Here is a 19976-nt window from a genome sequence, read left to right on the forward strand (position 1 = left end):
ACTATCAGACAAATAACTTTGAATAACAAATAAACTAAGATAAGATGCCAAAAGTACAATATATAAATCCTGACGAGGTACGTAAACCAGGTCAGTTGGAGTTCAAGCCGATCCCGGTAAACCAGTACTCCAAAACCGTTGAGGAAGAAAAAGAAAACTTCACCAACGAAGAGCTTGTTAAAATCTATCACGACATGGTGGTAATTCGCGAGTTCGAAACCATGTTGAACCTGATAAAAACACGTGGCGAGTACAACGAAGTACCTTACAATCACCCCGGCCCTGCTCACCTTTCAATTGGTCAGGAAGCAGCTGCCGTTGGTATGGCCTACACCCTGGATGTTGAAGATTTTATCTTTGGATCGCACCGCAGTCACGGCGAAATTCTTGCCAAAGGACTTTCCGCCATTGGTAAACTCAGCGATGAAACGCTTGAAAAAATCATGGATTCGCATTTTAACGGCGTTACTGCGGCTCCGGTAAAAGAAGGACATACCGGCACAACAAAAGAGCTGGCTGTCAAATTTCTGATTTACGGAACTCTGGCCGAAGTTTTTGCTCGCGAAACCGGATTCAACAAAGGTTTGGGTGGATCGATGCATGCTTTCTTCACACCATTTGGAGTATATCCGAACAATGCCATTGTGGGTGGTTCGGGCGATATTTCGGTTGGTGCAGCATTATATAAAAAGGTAAACCGCAAACCCGGAATAGTGGTTGCCAATATAGGTGACGCTTCAATGGCCTGCGGCCCGGTTTGGGAAGGTTTGGCTTTTGCTTCAATGGATCAGTTCACGCAACTTTGGGAAGGTGATATGAAAGGCGGACTGCCGTTGATCATCAACATCATGAACAACCAGTACGGAATGGGTGGACAGACCACTGGCGAAACCATGGGCTACGACGTGGCAGCACGTATCGGTGCCGGCGTAAACCGCGACCAAATGCATGCCGAACGTGTGGATGGTTATAATCCGCTGGCTGTTATTGATGCTTACAAACGTAAACGCAAAATTCTGGAAGAAAAACGCGGACCGGTACTGCTCGACGTACTCACTTACCGCTACAGTGGCCACTCTCCCTCTGATGCATCATCATACCGAACTAAAGAAGAAGTGGAAGCCTGGGAAGCACAGGATTCGATCATCTGGTTTGGAAAAGAACTGGTAAAAACCGGTGTTGCAACTGAAGAGCAACTCGAAAAAATTAAAGTTGAAACTACCGACCTGATCACTTACGCGCTGAAACTGGCCATCGACGATGAGGTTTCGCCGCACATGGATATGAAAAAGTATCCGAACCTGATTGGTGATATGATGTTCAGCAACGAGTCGGTGGATAAAATGGAAGACCGTCCGGTGGAAGTGAACCATCCGATGGAAGAAAATCCACGTGTTCAGCAATTGGCAAAAAAAGAGCGCTTCATGTTCGATGCCAATGGAAAAGCTCATTCAAAAATAAAAACCTACGGTTTGCGCGACGGACTTTTCGAAGCCATCGTCGATCGTTTTTATAAAGATCCAACCTTGATCGCTTATGGTGAAGAAAACCGCGACTGGGGAGGCGCTTTTGCCGTTTACCGCGGACTGACTGAAGCACTGCCTTATCACCGCCTGTTCAACTCGCCTATTTCTGAAGCATCTATCGTTGGAACCGCCATCGGTTATGCCATGTGTGGCGGCCGTGCAATTCCCGAGATCATGTATTGCGATTTCCTGGGACGCGCCGGTGACGAGGTATTTAACCAGCTTCCTAAATGGCAGGCAATGAGTGGAAATGTGATTAAAATGCCGGTAACGATCCGCGTTTCGGTAGGTTCGAAATATGGTGCTCAGCACTCGCAGGACTGGACAGCACTTGCGGCACATATTCCGGGATTAAAAGTGGTTTTCCCGGTATCTCCTTACGATGCCAAAGGTTTGATGAACACTGCGCTTCAGGGAACCGATCCGGTAATTTTCTTTGAAAGCCAGCGTTTGTACGACATTGGTGAGCAGTTCCACGAAGGTGGTGTTCCCGAAGGATACTACGAAATTCCGTTTGGCGAGCCGGATGTGAAGAAAGCAGGTAGCGACATTACCATTCTTACAATTGGCGCTACTTTATACCGTGCACTGGATGCAGCAAAAACACTGGAAGAAAAATACAGTATCTCAGCCGAAGTGATCGATGCACGCTCGCTGGTTCCGTTTAACTACGAAGCCGTGATAGAATCGGTGAAAAAGACCGGACGCATTGTAATTTCGGGTGACGCATCTGCAAGAGGCTCGTTCTTACGCGACCTGGCTTCAAACATTACCGAACTTGCGTTCGATTACCTTGATGCACCTCCGGTTGTTGTGGGTTCGCGTAACTGGATCACACCGGCTCACGAACTGGAAGATTATTTCTTCCCGCAGCCTGAGTGGATCATTGATGTTATTCATGAGCGCATTCTTCCTTTGGAAGGCCATGTTGCCGTGAATGACTTTACTGAGGCAGAACAACTGGACAGAAATGCCAGAGGTATATAATATTGCGAACTACGGTTTGTAACCGCAGTTTCTCCCGGAAGTTTTGAACTTCCGGTCCCGAAAAATCCGGTTTCAAACGAGACCGGATTTTTTTATGTTTAATGCATCTTTTTTCGACAAAAATGTTATTTTTGAGAAACTAACTCTTTAACACCGTTCAACATTATGAAAAAGAGCCACCGAACCGTAATTATCCTAATAAGCATTCTTTTCTCTGTATTTTTAATTTCAGCTTCCTTTGCAAAACTGCAACACTTCCACCCAAAATTAACGATAGCGCTTTATGCTGCTGCCGGTATAACATTTATCGTCGAACTGATTTATATATACGTAATACTGTCAAGGCTGAAATAAGGAATCCAGAACAACTACTCTTAGCTCAAAGCCCAAGGCTCTCAGCTCCTTTAATACATTTTCAAGGGTTGTCCGATTTGCAACACGGTATTTTCCGAGATTTTATTCAGGCGGCAGATTTCCTGTATAGGCGTTTTATACCGGCGCGAGATAACCCACAGCGAATCGCCCGAACGCACCTTGTAGTATTCAGGAACAGCCAGGTTGGTAGAATATCCTTGTGGTTTCAGAGTTCGATGCAGGGCTATGAGTGTTTCAAAATTTTGAGCTATCGGCCTTACTTGCTGCTGCGAGAAATCGTAAACCAACTCCGGATCAAAAGCCCGGCCTTCTTCGTGCATTTCGAAATGTAAATGCGGACCCCGCGCACGACCTGTGCTCCCGGCCAAAGCAATCGGTTCGCCTTTCTTCACCCATTCCCCTTTTGTTTTCAGGAATTTCGATAAGTGCGCGTAATAGGTCTCAATGTTGTTATCGTGTTGAATAATAATGATATTTCCAAAGCCACTGCCCCAGCCCGAACGTGTGAGGTAACCATCCTGAACGGCACGAACGGTATCACCTTTTGCCATTTTTATGTCGGTTCCGTAGTGCATTCTACCCGAACGCGGCCCATAGCGGCTGATGATGTAGCCACCAGCTCCCGGCACCCGGAACTGCGACAAATAACTTTGATATTCACTTAGTTCCTGCTCCCTTATCAACTCGTAATCCTTCAAACCAACAGGTTCTTCTATACCCGGCACAACCATAAGTTCATCAGTATTTACGTACTGAGCAAAACCACTAAATACCAATACAATTAGAAAAACAAAAGCTAATAAAATGCCCTTCATCTTTTCAATAAATTTGGTCGCAATACTAAGGAAAAAACAAATCCGTCATCCCGATATGGACTAAATTTGATTATCGTTAACATTTCAGAATATACAACGTGCAACTGAACCTATTATTTCCTCCAGATTGTTATCAACAAAATTAACCAACCTGCAATAAAACACAAACCCCCAATCGGAGTAATTGCACCAAGGGTTTTTATCCCACTCAACGCCATTGTATATAAACTTCCTGAAAATAAAAGGATACCTGCAAACAAGAAAATACCCGGCCACTTGAAATTTACATCGGGCATAACAAATGCCAGCACCCCTATCAACAAAAGTCCAAGTGCATGATAAAAGTGATAATCCACGGCGGTTTTCCACGTTTGTAACATTTCTGCCGAGAGATGCGTTTTTAAGGCATGTGCGCCAAAAGCACCTGCTGCAACAGCCATTGCCAGCAGAACAGATGCGGTCATTAGGATTGTTTTGCCCATGATTCCAGTTTTTATTCAATTAGCACAACAAGAAAGTAGTTTGAATGTTTGATTTCATTCAGCAAAAACAGGATACCAAAGGACACCTAAAAAACAGCAGATTTGTTTCTTTGCATGTACATTCAGATTAAAGCATATGACAGACTCAAAAAGCATATTTACAACCTTCCCGCAACCGGAAGAATTACTGGCATGGTTTAAGGAACAAGCAACTAGCGCAATGCCCGACATCAACGGTCACATTCACACGCCACATTCGTTTAGTGCGTTCTCAGAGGTTGAACAACCTTTTTTACTTGCAAAATCGGAAGGCGTGTCGGTGCTCGGCATCAACGATTTTTACACCACCGACGGGTACAATGAGTTTGCTGAGATGGCAGAAAAGCACAGGATCTTTCCTTTGTTCAACATCGAATTCATGGCACTGCAGAATGATTTGCAGGAAGCCGGCATTCGTGTGAATGATCCCAGCAATCCCGGACGTACTTATTTTAGTGGAAAGGGGCTGAGACAACCGGCTAAATTGAGTGCGGAGTCAGCTCAAAAAATAAAAGACTTGCAGGAAGAAAGCAACCGCCAAACTTTTCAGATGGTGGAGAAACTGAATGCTTTCTTAGCTGAAAACGATATTTACCTCCAGTTCGACGCTGAAGAATTGCAAAACCGACTGGCAAAAAACCTTTTCCGCGAGCGCCACATTGCACAGGCCATCCGGATTGCTGTTTTCGAAAAAGAGGAGACAGATCTTGGCAGAGCAGTTCTGTTCAATGCCATATTTGGTGGGAAGGATGTAAAATCGGCTATCGACGATGTGGCAGGTCTTGAAAACGAGATCCGCAATAATTTGCTGAAAGCCGGCGGTGCTGCCTTTGTACCGGAAGATCCGAAAGCCTTTCTTTCGCTGGAAGAAGTGCAGGAACTGATCATCGATGCAGGCGGAATTCCTTGTTATCCAGTATTACTCGATTTCGGCAATGAGAACTACACGGACTACGAAGAAGACAAGGAAAAATTACTGGCCGAGTTGAAAAGCAAAAATGTGTACAGTATTGAATTGATTCCGGGAAGAAACAAATTCCACATCCTGAAAGATTTTGTGAAGTTTTTCAACGAAAACGGATTTGTGATCACTTTTGGAAGCGAACACAATACACCAAAACTTGACCCGATGAAACTGAGCGCCGGAGGTGGCATTGATTTGGATGATGAATTGAAACAAATCAACTACGAAGGAACCGCAGTGATTGCAGCACATCAATATCTGCTGGCCAACGGCAAAGAAGGTTACCTGAAAAACGGTATTGCCAAAACAGATGAAAAAGCTGATTTTATTGAATTGGGCAAAGCTGTAATTTCTAAATTTCTTGCTTTATAAATTGAACCGTCCTATAGAGCGGTGCAAAAAATAACAACCATGAACCAGGGAGTAAAAGAATTAATTGAAATATCGAGAGCATACGGAAGTAAGAAAGAATATGTGATTGCCGGTGGCGGTAATACTTCGTTTAAAACCGAAAATCAGCTTTGGATCAAAGCAAGTGGATTCGCTTTGGCTACGATAAGTGAAGAAGGTTTTGGGGTGATGGATCGCAGCAAGCTGGATAAAATTTCTGAAAACGAATACAGCTCGGATTCTTTCGAACGCGAAAGTCAGATTAAGGATGATTTGGCAGCGGCAACGATAACAAAAGACAAACGTCCGTCGGTGGAAACATCGTTCCACAACGCCATCAATTATAAGTTCGTTATCCACCTGCACCCGACTGCGGTAAACGGAATCATGTGTAGCAACAAAGCTGAAGAGTTGGTGAAACCTGTATTTGGTGACGAAGCCGTTTACATTCCTTACATCGATCCGGGTTACATTTTATTTAAAGCGGTTGAAGCTAAAATCCTTGCATTCAGAGCAGAAAAAGGATACGACCCGAAAGTTATTTTACTACAAAATCACGGGATTTTTGTAAGTGCCGACACCACGCAGGAGGTGATTGACATCTACGACGAAATCATCGCCAACATCGAAAAAGCAGTCGCAACTCCGGTTGACGAAACAGTACTTCCCGTTGCTGAACATGTTACTGCTGTGGTTCCGGCCATTCGTGCGATTGTTTCGCAGGATGGATTGAAAACAATCAAAGTAACCAACTCGGCATTGGTTGAGAAATTCAATGCAAGTGCCGAAGCTTTCGAGAAAGTGAATTACCCGTTCACTCCCGACCTGATCGTTTATTGCAAATCGAAATACATTTATGTTGATGAAGTAGCATCGCCGGAATCAACGATCGAAGCCTTTAAAACAAAATATGAAGCCTTTGTTGCTGACTACGGTTTCGCACCAAAAGTAGTATTTATCAAAGGCATCGGAATGCTGTCGATTGGCGACAATGCAGCTCAATCAAACATCATAAAAGAGGTTTTTGAAGATGCCATGAAAATTTCGTGGTTATCTGAATCCTTCGGCGGCCAGCATTTCATGACGCCGGAGCAGATCAATTTCATCGATACCTGGGAAGTGGAGAATTACCGTCGTAAAGTTTCTGCCGGAGCCTCTGCCGGACGTGTTGAAAACAAAATCTCGATCGTAACCGGAGCAGCCCAGGGATTTGGCGAAGGCATTGCGCGCGTAATGAAAGAAAACGGATCGAACATCGTCGTCGCCGACCTCAACGAAACAGTTGGTAAAACCACTGCTAACTCGTTCAATGCAATAAAAAACAGCAGCCGCGCTATCTTCGTTCAAACCAATGTTGCTGACCAGGATTCACTAAAGAACCTGATGCACCAAACCGTTTGTGAATTTGGGGGACTGGATGTATTTGTCAGCAATGCGGGTATTTTACGCGCCGGCGGACTGGAAGAAATGACTCCTGAGAATTTCGACCTGGTTACAAAAATCAATTATAACGCCTATTTCTATTGCACTAAGGCGGCTACTCCAATCATGAAATTGCAGAATAAATACAATGCGAAGTTGTATGCCGATGTGATTCAGATCAACTCCAAATCAGGACTGGCCGGAAGCAAGAAAAACTTTGCTTACGCCGGTGGAAAATTTGGTGGCATTGGTTTAACCCAGTCGTTTGCACTGGAGTTGGCACCCGATAGAATTAAAGTGAATTCCATTTGCCCGGGTAACTTTTACGAAGGTCCGTTATGGAGCGATCCTGAAAATGGGTTGTTTGTTCAATACTTAAATGCAGGAAAAGTGCCGGGAGCCAAAACCATTGACGATGTGAAAGCGTTTTACCTGGCACAGGTTCCGCTCGGAAAAGGATGCTCCCCGGTTGATGTTGCCAAGGCGGTTTTCTATGCCATCGATCAGGAAAATGAAACAGGACAGGCCATTCCGGTAAGTGGCGGACAGATAATGTTGAATTAGACACAAGCTTCAAGCTACAAGCTTTAAGTTTTTTTGTGGCATAGATGAGCTTATCAATTAAAAAATAACAGGCTAGCAGCTTGAAGCTAGCAGCTAACAGCTATAAAGATGAAGACAAAAGCAGTACGATTATACGGCAAAAAAGATTTGCGTTTGGAAGAATTTGAACTTCCGCAGATAAAAGATGACGAAATTTTGGCAAAGGTAGTGAGCGACAGCATTTGTATGTCGAGCTACAAAGCTGCCACGCAGGCAACCGACCACAAACGAGTTCCAAATAATATTGCAGAAAATCCGATCATGATCGGACACGAATTTTCAGGAGAAATTGTGGAAGTAGGTGCAAAATGGCAACATAAATTCAAGCCCGGTCAGAAATATTCGATCCAGCCGGCCATTTATTACAAAGACGGCCCAGTAGGGATTTTAAGTGCACCCGGTTATTCGTACCAATACATTGGTGGTGACGCAACTTATGTAATCATTCCGAAAGATGTGTTGGAACAGGATTGTTTGCTGGCCTACGACGGTCCCGGATTTTACCCGGCATCGCTTTCGGAGCCACTGAGCTGCGTAATTGGTGCAATGCATGCCAACTACCACACTACACCGGGTTCGTATGTTCACGAAATGGAAATTGTGGAAGGTGGCAAAATGGCCATCCTCGCAGGTGTTGGCCCGATGGGTCTGGCAGCCATTAATTATGTGATCAGTCGCGAAGACCGCAAACCGTCGTTGTTGGTAGTAACTGATATTGCACAGGATCGTTTGGACCGAGCTGCCGAAATTTTCCCGGTTGAATGGGCCAAAGAAAAAGGCATTGAGTTGATTTACCTGAATACAGGAAATGTTGAAGATCCGGTTGCTAAGTTGAAGGAAGTTTCGGGCGGAGAAGGATACAACGATGTATTTGTATTTGCCCCTGTAGCTCCTGTTGTTGAACAGGGCGATGCAATTCTCGCACACGACGGCTGTCTGAACTTTTTTGCAGGACCGTCGAATACTGAGTTCTCAGCAAAACTGAATTTCTACAACGTTCACTATGCTTACACACACATTGTTGGAACTTCCGGCGGAAACAACGACGACATGGTGGAAGCACTTGATGTGATGAGCAAAGGTCTTGATCCGGCAGGTTTGATCACGCATATTGGCGGATTAAATGCCGTGGCAGAAACCACATTGAACCTACCCAATATTCCGGGAGGAAAAAAATTGATTTACACACACAAGAATCTTCCGTTGGTTGCTATTTCTGATTTTGCAGAATTGGGTAAAAACGATCCGTTCTATGCAGAACTGGCTAAACTGGTAGCCGAAACCAAAGGTTTGTGGAACATAAAAGCTGAAGAATATCTGCTGGCGAACGCACCTGAGATTTAATTTTCAGAAAATGAACGCAAAGGTACAAAGACACTAAAAAACCATTTCGTAGAGACTTTGTTTCTTCGTGACTTTGTGTCTTCGTGTTTAATATCATAAGCTATTGAACAGAACTATTTAGCAAGGTCTGCCTGTCCCCCATTACAATCATCGGATGGGAATCAGGATCGAGCCACTTTAAAACCTGAAGCATATCCTTTTCAGAAACCGCCACACAGCCTGAAGTCGTTTCGGTATCGCTTTCCCGGAGATGAAAAAAGATGGCACTTCCTTTTCCTTTTACAACCGGATCGGTATTGTATTCAATTACCATGCAGTATTTGTAAGCATCGCTGCTCAGCTTCAAATTCTCATACGATTTTGCTGAAGTTTCTCCCCGTACATGCCGGTTGTAATCCGCTGAATCCGGATCATCAATCCACTTGTCTTCGGACGTGGATTGTGTAAACGGCATTTTTGTATCTACCAGATTTTCGTAAGTGAATAATTGATCGAGTTTAAACATTCCTGTTGGAGATTTACCATCGCCTTCCACTTTTTGCCTGGGATCAGCAAATCCCTTATCACCAATTCCGGCGGCAACAGGACCGATTCTGATCTTCCATTCTCCATCCAATTTTTCCATAGCAAAAAGGCTCACCTGAGTATTTCCGGGCTGTTCAGCAATTGCAACCAACAACTGACTTACATTTGCCGGAATGGAAGATTCCTGCACTTGTATAATTTGGTTAATCTGTTCCTTTTCTGATTTGGGAGAGGAGCACGCCAAAAGAAGCAGGAAAGCAAAACTGATGTATTTCAAATATTTCATGGGATCATTTCGCATACCGCGAAAGATAATGAATCTCAAAAACAATCTTTACTATTGAAGTACAACTTGCAAAAGGATGAAATTATCAAACGCAAAAGATAACGTTCAATTACTTTTTCACTTCCAGCTCACGTAAGTGCTCCATCTTTTTGCGCTCCAAAAACTCGCGGATACTTTCTTCGTATTCTTTCACACGTTTATTTCCGAACTCATACACTTTGTGTACCAGCCCGTCGAGGAAATCACGGTCGTGCGACACGAGTATCAAGGTTCCGTCGAATTCCATCAAAGCTTGCTTCAGGATGTCTTTGGTACGAATATCCAAATGATTGGTCGGCTCATCAAGAATCAGCAGATTCACCGGTTCCAGCAGCAATTTGATCATGGCCAGACGGGTTCGTTCTCCTCCGGAAAGCACGCTTACCTGTTTGTCCCAGCTATCGCCCCCAAACATAAAAGCACCTAAAATATCTTTAATCTTGGTGCGAATATCACCTTTTGCAACATCGTCGATGGTTTGAAAAACCGTTAACTTTTCATCCAGCAGTGAAGCTTCGTTTTGCGAAAAATAACCGATCATCGAATTGTGACCAAGTGATAAGGTTCCGCCGTGTTCTATCTCGCCCATGATGGCTTTTACCAGTGTGGTTTTTCCTTCACCGTTTTTCCCGACAAAAGCCACTTTATCCCCCCGGTGGATTGTAAAGGTCGCCCCCGAGAACACCAGGTGATCGCCGTACGATTTTTCCACCTGATCGGCAATTACCGGGAAATTACCCGAACGTGGCGACGGAGGAAAGCGAAGTTTCAGGTGGGAGGTGTCCATTTCGTCCACTTCAACCAACTCGAGCTTTTCAAGCATCTTTACCCGTGATTGCACCTGCAATGTTTTCGAGTAAGTGCCTTTGAACCGCTCAATAAACTGCTCGGTTTCCGCAATCATTTTTTGTTGTTCGTCGTAAGCTTTCTGCTGTTGGTCGCGGCGTTCCTTACGAAGTTCCAGGTATTTGGAATAATTCACCTTGTAATCGTAAATACGTCCCATGGTGACTTCAATTGTGCGGGTGGTAATGTTATCGACAAAAGCACGGTCGTGCGAAATAACGATAACTGCCCTGGCTTCGTTCACCAGAAATTCTTCGAGCCATTGCACCGATTCGATGTCGAGGTGGTTGGTTGGCTCATCGAGCAAAATTAAATCGGGCTTTTTCAGTAGAATTTTGGCAAGTTCGATCCGCATACGCCAGCCCCCGCTAAAATCGGAAGTTGGCCGCTGAAAATCTTCCCGCAAAAATCCCAGACCCAGCAAAATCTTTTCAACTTCAGCATCAAAATTTATTTCGCCCTGGCTGTATAATTTCTCGCTTAAATCCGATACTTCTTCAATAATCTTGCTGTATTCATCCGATTCGTAGTCGGTTCTGACTGTGAGTTCGTGGTTTAACTTATCCAGTTTCTGCTGCATTTCGAGCACATCGGCAAAAGCCTGCGAAGCCTCGTCGAATAAACTGCGGCTGTTATCCACCAGCAAATGCTGCGGAAGGTAAGCGATCACCGCATCACCGGGTGCCGAAACTCTTCCTGCTGAAGGAGTTTGAACCCCTGCCAAAATTTTCAGCAGTGTGGATTTCCCAGCCCCGTTTTTCCCCATCAATGCAATGCGGTCCTTTTCGTTCACCACAAAGTTGATGTCTTTAAATAAAGTTGTACCGCTAAAAGTAACCGCCAGTCCGTCAACCGAAATCATAATTATCTTCTGAAAAATTAGGCGGCAAAGATAATCATCTGAAGTAGATAACTGAACACAAAGATACTAAGTCACCAAGGATTTTACTTAGAGCTTAATGTTTAACTTTGTAATGACTCCAGGTAACTCAGCCCCATGCGCAAATCGCCGTAAGTAAAGGCTGCTCCCAAAGCTTCGCGGGCAGATCCCAGGTTTCTGTCTTCGGTACTTTTGAAATAGTCCACGATTTTATCGAGCTTCTCTTTCTCTACGAACTGAAGCACATCCAATTCGCCCACTTTTACAAAGTGCGCCAGATGACTTATTATTGTAGTCTCCACCAGACCGCGTTCTTTTGCAATTTCTTCAACGGTTTTTCCTGATTGGAACATTTCAAAACTTACCTTTTTTGTATCCACTTTGGGTTTCTTTTCCTTCTTCGGATTGTCTTTTAAGGGAATTTCTCCACGATCAATAGTATTCGCTTCACAATACTCCCTGATCAAATCGATTATATCTTCACCAAACTGATCGATTTTTCGTTTTCCCAGTCCGTTGATCAGTTTCAGCTCTGCTGAGCTGACCGGTAAATAAGTTACCAATTCGACCAAAGATTTCTGCGAGAAAATCATATATGCAGGCTGGCCAAGTTCCTGTGATTTCTCATATCGCCACGAACGCAGCAGATTATATACTTCCGGATGCGGAATATTTGTATAGCTCTCCAACTCACGTGCTTTTTTCTTTTTGGATTTTGAGCTGCCGGTATCGATCAGTGCTAAGGCCCGTGCATCCATAATTTCTTTGACCGAGAAATGCTCGCGACAGACCTCGAAAGCCGCTTGTTTGGTTTTGGCTTCTTCGGCAATGTCATCCAGGCGCTGTTGAATCTGTTTTTTTACTGCCCGGTTATCAACCTCCCAATCGGCATGTTCCAGCGGCTCCAGCAAAATGGCATTTGTTTTCTCGTAGAAATAATCGGCTGCTTTCTTAATGCGCTCTTGAAGCTCCGTGTTTTTGCCCACATCCGGCTCTTGCTTCAGGTAGCGAACAATTTGCTGCTGAAATTTATCGCCCACATCGGCCAGTTCATTTTTCAGGCCATCTCTCATGTTTCGAAATTGCTGAACAAAAACCTCGGTAAAACTCCCCGGATTCTCATCCATGATTTTTCCAATTGAGTTCACCAGGTAAACCATCCGGTTAAAGCGAAACAGTTCGATAAGCAACTCGCGCTGAAAAGCCAGTTTTGCGTCGTTCAGCTCTTTTTCTCCCGGCTGGTTTTCTTCTACGTGGTGAATAAATCCATCCACCGTTTCGTCGGTAATAATGCTGGTAAGCTGAATCGGAGTTTTTAGCACCATTCCTTCCAGCGTTTTGCATCGGCTAAGTGCCACATACACCTGCCCGTGAGCAAACGAAGACTGCGCATCTATAATGGCCCGCTCGAAGGTCAGTCCCTGGCTTTTATGAATCGTAATCGCCCAGGCCAGCTTTAAGGGGATCTGGCTGAACGAGCCCTCCACTTCCTCGGTAATTTCCGCCGTGTTTTTATCGATGGTGTATTTAATATTCTCCCATATCAGATTCGACACTACTATTTCATCATCGTCGCCGGGACATTGTACATAAATCGAATTGCCGTCAATGGTTGTAATTTTACTAATTTTCCCGTTAAAAAAACGCTTCTCCGGATCGGGATCGTTTTTTACAAACATTACCTGCGCCCCTACTTTCAGGTGCAGTTCATGTTCAGTGGGGAAGGCATATTCCGGGAAATTCCCTTCAACACGTGCCTTAAATATTTTTTCTTTTGCAGAAAGCTCTTTTAGTTTCGAATCGTTTATACGTTGAGCCTGTGCATTGTGGGTACAAAGTGTAATGTATCCCTCGTCGTCGCATGGTTTAAAGTTGGGATCGAAACGCGAATTCAGTTCCTTTCGTGTAGCCTCATCAAGAATGTTATCACGCACTTTGTTCAGGATCGAAATAAACCTGTCATCCTGTTGCCGGAACACCTGTGTCAATTCGATACTTACATAAGGCGTTTCGCGCAGTGCTTTACTGCTGAAAAAATACGCAGTTTGGTATTCACTTTTCAGCAAAGCCCACTCTTCGCGCTTTACAATTGGCGCCAGCTGCTGTAAATCGCCAATCATCAGCAATTGCGCCCCGCCAAAGGCTTTTGTACGGTCTTTAAAACGCCGCATCACCCGGTCGATGGCATCCAATACATCGGCGCGCACCATACTAATTTCGTCAATCACCAACAAGTCGAGGCTTCGAATAATGCTGATCTTCGTTTTCGTGAAACGCATTTGACGGTTCTTTTCGTTTTCGGTCCCTACCTGGGGGCCAAACGACAGCTGGAAAAAAGAGTGAATAGTCACCCCGCCGGCATTGATAGCCGCTACACCTGTTGGCGCAACCACGATCATCCGTTTTGGCGAACGTTCCCTTAAATTTTTCAGGAAAGTGGTTTTCCCGGTTCCTGCCTTTCCGGTAAGAAAAACATTTTGCCCCGTAAAGCGGATGAAATTATAAGCAAGATCGAGTTGTTTGTTGGATTGCATTAGAACTATTTTTTAAATTTTAAAGATATTAATTCCTGTAAAAATTAAGACCATTTACACCGAACCAAACAAAACAGTATCCAAAAGATAATAGTCAGATCGCAACTCAACAAAGCGACGAGCAACAATCTAATCATTTGCTAAAGGCAACAGGAATCCAAATTCACTGCCTTCTCCAATATTGCTATTAACCCAGATTTTACCTTCGTGTTTTTCAACAAACTCCTTGCACAAAACCAAACCCAAACCGGTACCTTTTTCGCCCTCGGTGCCCCTTGTGGTAATGTCACTGTCAATCCTGAATATTTTATCTATGTGTTCAGGCGGAATACCTACACCGGAATCTTTTACAGTAATCTCACACTGTTGTCCATTCTTTTTTAGGTGAATGGATATCTCGCCATCCCTGGGTGTGAATTTCAATGCATTTGCCAGCATGTTTCTTATGATGAGCGAAAACATATTCTCATCGGCTAAAACCTCGATATGTTCTTTGGCCAAAACTTCAACAAGAATGTTCTTTTTGAATGCCAATTCTTCCTGAAATCCAATCCATTCTCTCACTTTTTCCACTGCATTTATTTTTTCAGGCCTGTATTCAATCGCATTTCGTTGGAGGCGCGCCCAGGTAAGCAGATTACCCAAAAGATCGTTGGCATGTTTAGACGATTTATTAATGTTACCCAAATGATAAGCCAGTTTTTTGGCATCCATTTTTCTAAAATCTGAAAGCAACAGTTCAGAAAACCCGACTATAATATTGAAATGATTGCCCAGATCGTGTCCGATGATGGAAAAGAATTTATCTTTTGTCCGGTTCAGTTCATTTAACTCCTCGTTTTTTATAGTGATAATGCGGTTTTGCTCTTCAATTTGAAGCGTCCGCTCCGCCACCTTCTTTTCCAACAGGATTTTTTCATGTTTTAAACGGCGTTCACGTAATTTTACATAGAATACTACTCCCAATATGACAATTAACAAATAGAGGAAATACGCCAGCTTACTCCGCCACCAAGGTGGTAATACAGTAATGGATAATCCAATTGGCTGGTCATTCCAAAGCCCGTCGTTATTAGAGCCTTTGATCCGGAAAGTATACTCTCCGGGTGGCAATGCAAAAAATGGCACAAATGAACGGGTTCCGATTTCAATCCACTTATCCGAAACACCTTCCATCTGATACTGGTAGTGATTATTTTCCGGATTAGTAAACTCCAGTGCAGCAAATTCTATGGTAAACGACTGCACTCCGTGGTTTAAAACCAATTTACTGCCGTTTTCTATGTTTACCTTCTCTTGTACCCCATCGGTAACTTTTGAAAACGAGGTAAATACAAGATCCGGAATATTGGGATTACCGGTAATCGAATCGGGATAAAAAGTATTAAAACCATTCATTCCTCCAAACAACAATTCGCCATCGGCACAGGCACACGAAGCTCTCAGGTTAAATTCCATACTTTGCAGCCCATCTTCCAAGGTATATATTTCAAGTTGTTTTTGTTCTGTATCGAACCGGCACAAACCATTTCCTGTTGCAAGCCAGATATTGTTGTTTTTATCTGTTTGCATTTCGTAAATGTAATTGCTCGGAAGTCCTTGTTCCTGATCCATGAAACTAAATTCACCTGTTTTCTTGTCGAATATATTGATGTAGGCATTGGAACCGATCCAAATATTACCGTCGGTATTTTCGGCCAAAGAAATCAAAAAGTCGCTGCTAATGTTCGCATTGGCCTTGTTATAGTGATGCATTTTTTTGCTGTGGGGATCATACATATCCAAACCATTAATGGTGGCTGCCCATATCAATCCATCCGAATCTTCCAAAATACTGTAAATAAGATTAGCACCCAGCCTGTGTTCAGGTTCGGCATCTACATGAAACCATTCCTGTGTGGATGTTGCAAGATTAAATTTGTACAAACCGTTTGAACTCGCAATCCAGATATTTCCTTTCATATCCTGGATAATGTGATAAATGCGTATACTTTCAAATGTTGGAAAATCAGGAAGTTCAAAAAAATCAGTCCACAATACAAATTGCCCGTTTGTAGTATCATAAACAAATACTCCATCCCGCGTTCCCAACCACATATTTTTGTCATTATCCTTAAAAATCACATGTACAAAATCGTTAGGCAAATAGTGATTTCCGGTTTGTTGAGTCGAAAAATGTTCTACTTCGTTGGTCAAAGGATTCACCAGGTTGAGTCCCTGTCCCCAATTCCCCACCCAGATTATACCATCCTCATTCTTGTACAATCCGGCTATTACATTACCCAAAAGATCGGTAGAGCCCGGTAAGTTTGTATTCCTGAATAAGCTGAATTTCTTCTGTTTTAAATCGGTTTTGCTGATCCCCGATAAGGTGCCCACCCAAAGGTTATCCGACTTATCGATCAACATGGGCTGAACAATATCATGGCCAATACCGCTGTTTACCTGCGTGAGGATTCTTATGCTGTATTTATCCTTGCCTGTTGGTGAAATGATATATACCCCGGAGCCTTCAGTCCCGATAATAAGATTATTGTTTTTATCCTGAAGTATGCTGCGTACACAAGATTGAAATCTAAAATCTTCGCCTGAAACGAGTGGAAAACTGACTTCTTTAAATTCAGTACTTTCTGGTCCACAACGGTATAATCCGGTGGACGTACCAGCCCAAACCAACTCATTTTTATCCTGAAACAAGGCCGTAATATTTTCCTCACCATGACTTGCAGCAGTATTATTTATGAAGGAGGCATAAACAAATTCTCCCTTATCAGGAGAAAATAGTGCGAGACCGTTTGTGCTTCCAATCCAAACTTCTCCACTTTTATCTTCCAAAACCGGAATTCGTACATCCTGAACGGTTGCTTCGTATTTTAATTCGCTGGTAAAATGCGAGAAGCTGTTCTTCTGAATATCATATACAGAGATTATTGGAGGAGTATTTATAAGGATTTTACCGTTGTGCAAACAAATGTTATCGTAACTGTAATTGGTAACATCAAAGGGGTATCCGGTCTGGTAACGATTCCGCTCAAATCTGTTTTCAGTTCTGATGTATTGGTGCAATCCGCCTTTTGTTCCTATCCAGAGATTTCCTTCCGGATCTTCGGAGATGGCATAGATCCAATTGTTTGAAATGGAATTTGTATCCTTGGGATTATAGCGAAACCGGTTAAAATTCCGGCCATCAAAACGATCGAGGCCATTTTGTGTGCCCAGCCAAATGTATCCTTTTGAATCCTGAAAAATGCAATTTACCACACTTTGGGAAAGGCCTTCATTTATTGAATAAGTGGTAAAACTGTATTGTTGCGAATAACTACTGTAGATTAGCAACAAACTGAAAATCAAAATTCCGGCTAATTGTTTCATGGTTTTAAATTCATTAGAAAATTACTGAATATTCCTGCATTTGGCAAATTCAGGATCATTCCCATTTTCAAGAATGAGGGAAAAGAAATCCCTCAATTCTTTTTATTGGTTCTCAAATCCACTTCTTCATTACTAAGCATTTTTTTTTAGCTGTCCAACAGATTTAAATGCACCTGGTATGCTGGTAAAAGAAGGAGGCCGGCGCTGACAGCCGGCCTCCTTTTAAAGTCCGTTGAGGAGTAGACCTCAACCCAAAGCCCGAAGCTTTGGTTATTTGATAAAAAATAAGGGCCAATTTATTCTTTGTAAATAATTCTTCCTACCTGGCGTTCTCCATCCAGATCTAAACGATAGATATACATTCCGGATACTTTGTGTTCCGGGGTGTATTCTACCCGGTTCATAACTCCGGCCTCAACCGGACGATCAAGTATTCTGGCTATTTTCTGACCAGTAATGTTGTAGAGTTCAAGTACTCCGTATGCATCTCTGCCTGAAACAAACTCGAAGGTTACCTTATCCGTAAATGGATTCGGGTAAACTCTCAGAGCACTTTCTTCAAGCGTTGGATTTTGAATTTCGGCAGATTTTGGGACATCACGTGGTAATCTTGGTCCGCAATAAACACCGTGAACAATGATGTATAATTCTCCTGAGAAGGGACCAAAAGCTTCACCGTTCGCAACATATGGCCATTGTCCAGGAGCAATTTTATCCGGGAATATATCATCTTCTCCTACCCAAATATGGCTGGCACTCAAATAATAACCTTCCCCTATAAACAGTTCAGGAAGATCGACAGTTATCATACCACCTGCAGTAACTGTTACATATGCAGTATCCACTACATGACCAGCATATTCTTCACCCGGATCACATACCGGTGTACTTGCATACATTGGGAATTTATACGTTCCTTCAGAAATTGCGATTGACCAACCCCAATTATCCCATAAACCACCATCAGGACAATCATCATCAAACGAGTAACTAGGATCAGGTCCACCATATCCATAAGCGGTTTCGCAAACGTCGCATGGATCTTGGTAGATAGTAACATCACATTCATGGGTACAATTATTGGCATCCTTAACATCAACTGTATGAAGTGTACCAAGAGTACTCCCGCTTAATCCGCCAATAACATAATATCCTGCAGCATCCCAGGTTAAAGTTGTAACATCAACAAAGGCACCTCCATCTAAACTAACTAGAATCGGAGGTGTTCCACCAGAAACTGTTAATTCAGTCCAACCATTGGATAATGAGAATCCGCTGGCATCGCAAGTAGAATTGTGGCCAACTGTTGAACAAGTAAGTTCAGGTGGTTGGCCAACAGTTCCGTCACAATCGCCAATTGCATCATCACCCGTTAGAGCGCTTCCAAGATCCTCTACTTTTGCAATATAATAACCAGCGTAGAGACCGGAAACAGGTTCCATAGTTTCTGCGTCATCTCCTTCTCCTACTTTATTGCGCTGTACAGGTCCATAGATAACCTTAACAGTTGGTGGTGTAGTCGAATTATCCACGGAATCAAGCTCAAACACAAACGGTCCAGCTCCTTTAGCATAAATTTCCAGGCTACCTGTATTATCACCAAAACATAAAGCATCTTGTGTTTCTATTCTACATTCCGGAGCTTTTGGTATCTGCATAATATATACGCAGCATTCATGTGAACAAATAATTTGATCTCCATGATCTTCTTTTACTATCAAACAATACTGTAATCCTGGTTCTTCTAGTCCACCACTAAGACCGGTAACCTGTATCCCGGGAGTTTGGTCATCTTCATCCAATGGTAAACTTTGTGGAGTTGTTGCACCCGGTGGGTACCATTCATAAGTACGACTTAAAACATTTACATCAGTTTCTGTGATTGTAATTGTTAAAGCACCATTATTATTATCATAATTTGTGGCGTCTGCATCCTTCGTTATATTGCAACTTGGAGAACCATAAACTGTTATGGTTACTGGCATTTTTGTATAACAATCAAGAGCTTCACCATCGTCCGGGTTCGTACTGCGAATCCAGAACACAGAATCTCCTATGGCTACTATGACATCTTTACTGATTGTGGGTGTTCCGGCAATAGCGGCTGCCTCAGTGGCATGATAACTCAATGTACCACCATCGGCATTCGTTACTGCATCGAATAAATCAAAGCCCCCAACACCTGACGTACCAACTTCACATGATGCCAAATCCTGTACTTCCAAATCTGGATTGTCAAATACTGTCATAGTAACCATTTCTACAGTATAACAATCTAGAATCTCTCCGTCGTCCGGGTTCGTACTGCGAATCCAGAATACTGAATCTCCTAAAGCTACTGTGACATCTTTACTGATTGTGGGTGTTCCGGCAATAGCGGCTGCCTCAGTGGCATGATAACTCAATGTACCGCCATCGGCATTCGTTACTGCATTGAACAAATCAAAGCCCGCAACGCCTGATGTACCTACCTCACAAGCTTCCAAATCCTGTACTTCCAAATCTGGATTGTCAAATACTGTCATAGTAACCATTTCTACAGTATAA

The 19976-nt window shown here is 43.2% G+C and carries 11 protein-coding genes; 4 read left to right on the forward strand and 7 right to left on the reverse strand.

The annotated features are described in order from the left end of the window. The first annotated feature begins 44 nt into the window (after nucleotides 1–44). Entirely contained in the window at nucleotides 45–2513 is a 2469-nt protein-coding gene (locus HFD85_RS20880; RefSeq protein ID WP_167614217.1) for an alpha-ketoacid dehydrogenase subunit alpha/beta, read from the forward strand. A gap of 404 nt (nucleotides 2514–2917) precedes the next feature. Here the strand turns inward: HFD85_RS20880 and HFD85_RS20885 are convergent, their stop codons facing one another. Both HFD85_RS20885 and HFD85_RS20890 read right to left on the reverse strand, forming a co-directional pair. Then, a complete protein-coding gene (locus tag HFD85_RS20885; protein ID WP_167614219.1) occupies nucleotides 2918–3703 on the reverse strand; it encodes a peptidoglycan DD-metalloendopeptidase family protein in 786 nt (261 codons plus the stop codon). A 113-nt stretch (nucleotides 3704–3816) separates the two neighbouring features. Continuing rightward, nucleotides 3817–4185 carry a DUF423 domain-containing protein gene (locus tag HFD85_RS20890; protein ID WP_167614221.1) on the reverse strand — a complete coding sequence of 123 codons (369 nt, stop codon included), beginning with the start codon at nucleotides 4183–4185 and terminating at the stop codon, nucleotides 3817–3819. 136 nt (nucleotides 4186–4321) lie between these two features. Between HFD85_RS20890 and HFD85_RS20895 the strand changes: the two genes are divergently transcribed. The 3 genes from HFD85_RS20895 (at nucleotide 4322) to HFD85_RS20905 (ending at nucleotide 8947) form a co-directional block, all read left to right on the forward strand. After that, nucleotides 4322–5560 carry a hypothetical protein gene (locus HFD85_RS20895; RefSeq protein WP_167614223.1) on the forward strand — a complete coding sequence of 413 codons (1239 nt, stop codon included), beginning with the start codon at nucleotides 4322–4324 and terminating at the stop codon, nucleotides 5558–5560. A gap of 39 nt (nucleotides 5561–5599) precedes the next feature. Then, entirely contained in the window at nucleotides 5600–7564 is a 1965-nt protein-coding gene (locus HFD85_RS20900) for an SDR family NAD(P)-dependent oxidoreductase (RefSeq protein WP_167614225.1), read from the forward strand. Between the two features lie 108 nt (nucleotides 7565–7672). Beyond that, the gene (locus HFD85_RS20905; protein ID WP_167614227.1) at nucleotides 7673–8947 is read left to right on the forward strand and encodes a zinc-binding dehydrogenase; all 1275 of its coding nucleotides are present in this window, start codon (nucleotides 7673–7675) and stop codon (nucleotides 8945–8947) included. 100 nt (nucleotides 8948–9047) lie between these two features. On the opposite strand, the gene HFD85_RS20910 is transcribed toward HFD85_RS20905, so the two are convergent. The 5 genes from HFD85_RS20910 to HFD85_RS20930 form a co-directional block, all read right to left on the reverse strand. After that, nucleotides 9048–9758, reverse strand: a complete 711-nt coding sequence (locus HFD85_RS20910) for a L,D-transpeptidase family protein (RefSeq protein WP_167614229.1) — start codon at nucleotides 9756–9758, stop codon at nucleotides 9048–9050. A 109-nt stretch (nucleotides 9759–9867) separates the two neighbouring features. Then, entirely contained in the window at nucleotides 9868–11505 is a 1638-nt protein-coding gene (locus HFD85_RS20915; RefSeq protein WP_167614231.1) for an ABC-F family ATP-binding cassette domain-containing protein, read from the reverse strand. A gap of 101 nt (nucleotides 11506–11606) precedes the next feature. Beyond that, nucleotides 11607–14057, reverse strand: coding sequence for a helix-turn-helix domain-containing protein (locus HFD85_RS21860; protein ID WP_167614233.1), 2451 nt, complete (start codon nucleotides 14055–14057; stop codon nucleotides 11607–11609). Between the two features lie 129 nt (nucleotides 14058–14186). Next, entirely contained in the window at nucleotides 14187–17429 is a 3243-nt protein-coding gene (locus HFD85_RS20925; RefSeq protein WP_167614235.1) for a ligand-binding sensor domain-containing protein, read from the reverse strand. A gap of 296 nt (nucleotides 17430–17725) precedes the next feature. Further along, nucleotides 17726–19976: T9SS type A sorting domain-containing protein (locus tag HFD85_RS20930; protein WP_206082047.1), on the reverse strand; the 2251-nt coding region annotated here is incomplete at its 5' end.

Source organism: Maribellus sediminis (assembly GCF_011799805.1).
GTDB lineage: Bacteria > Bacteroidota > Bacteroidia > Bacteroidales > Prolixibacteraceae > Draconibacterium > Draconibacterium sediminis_A.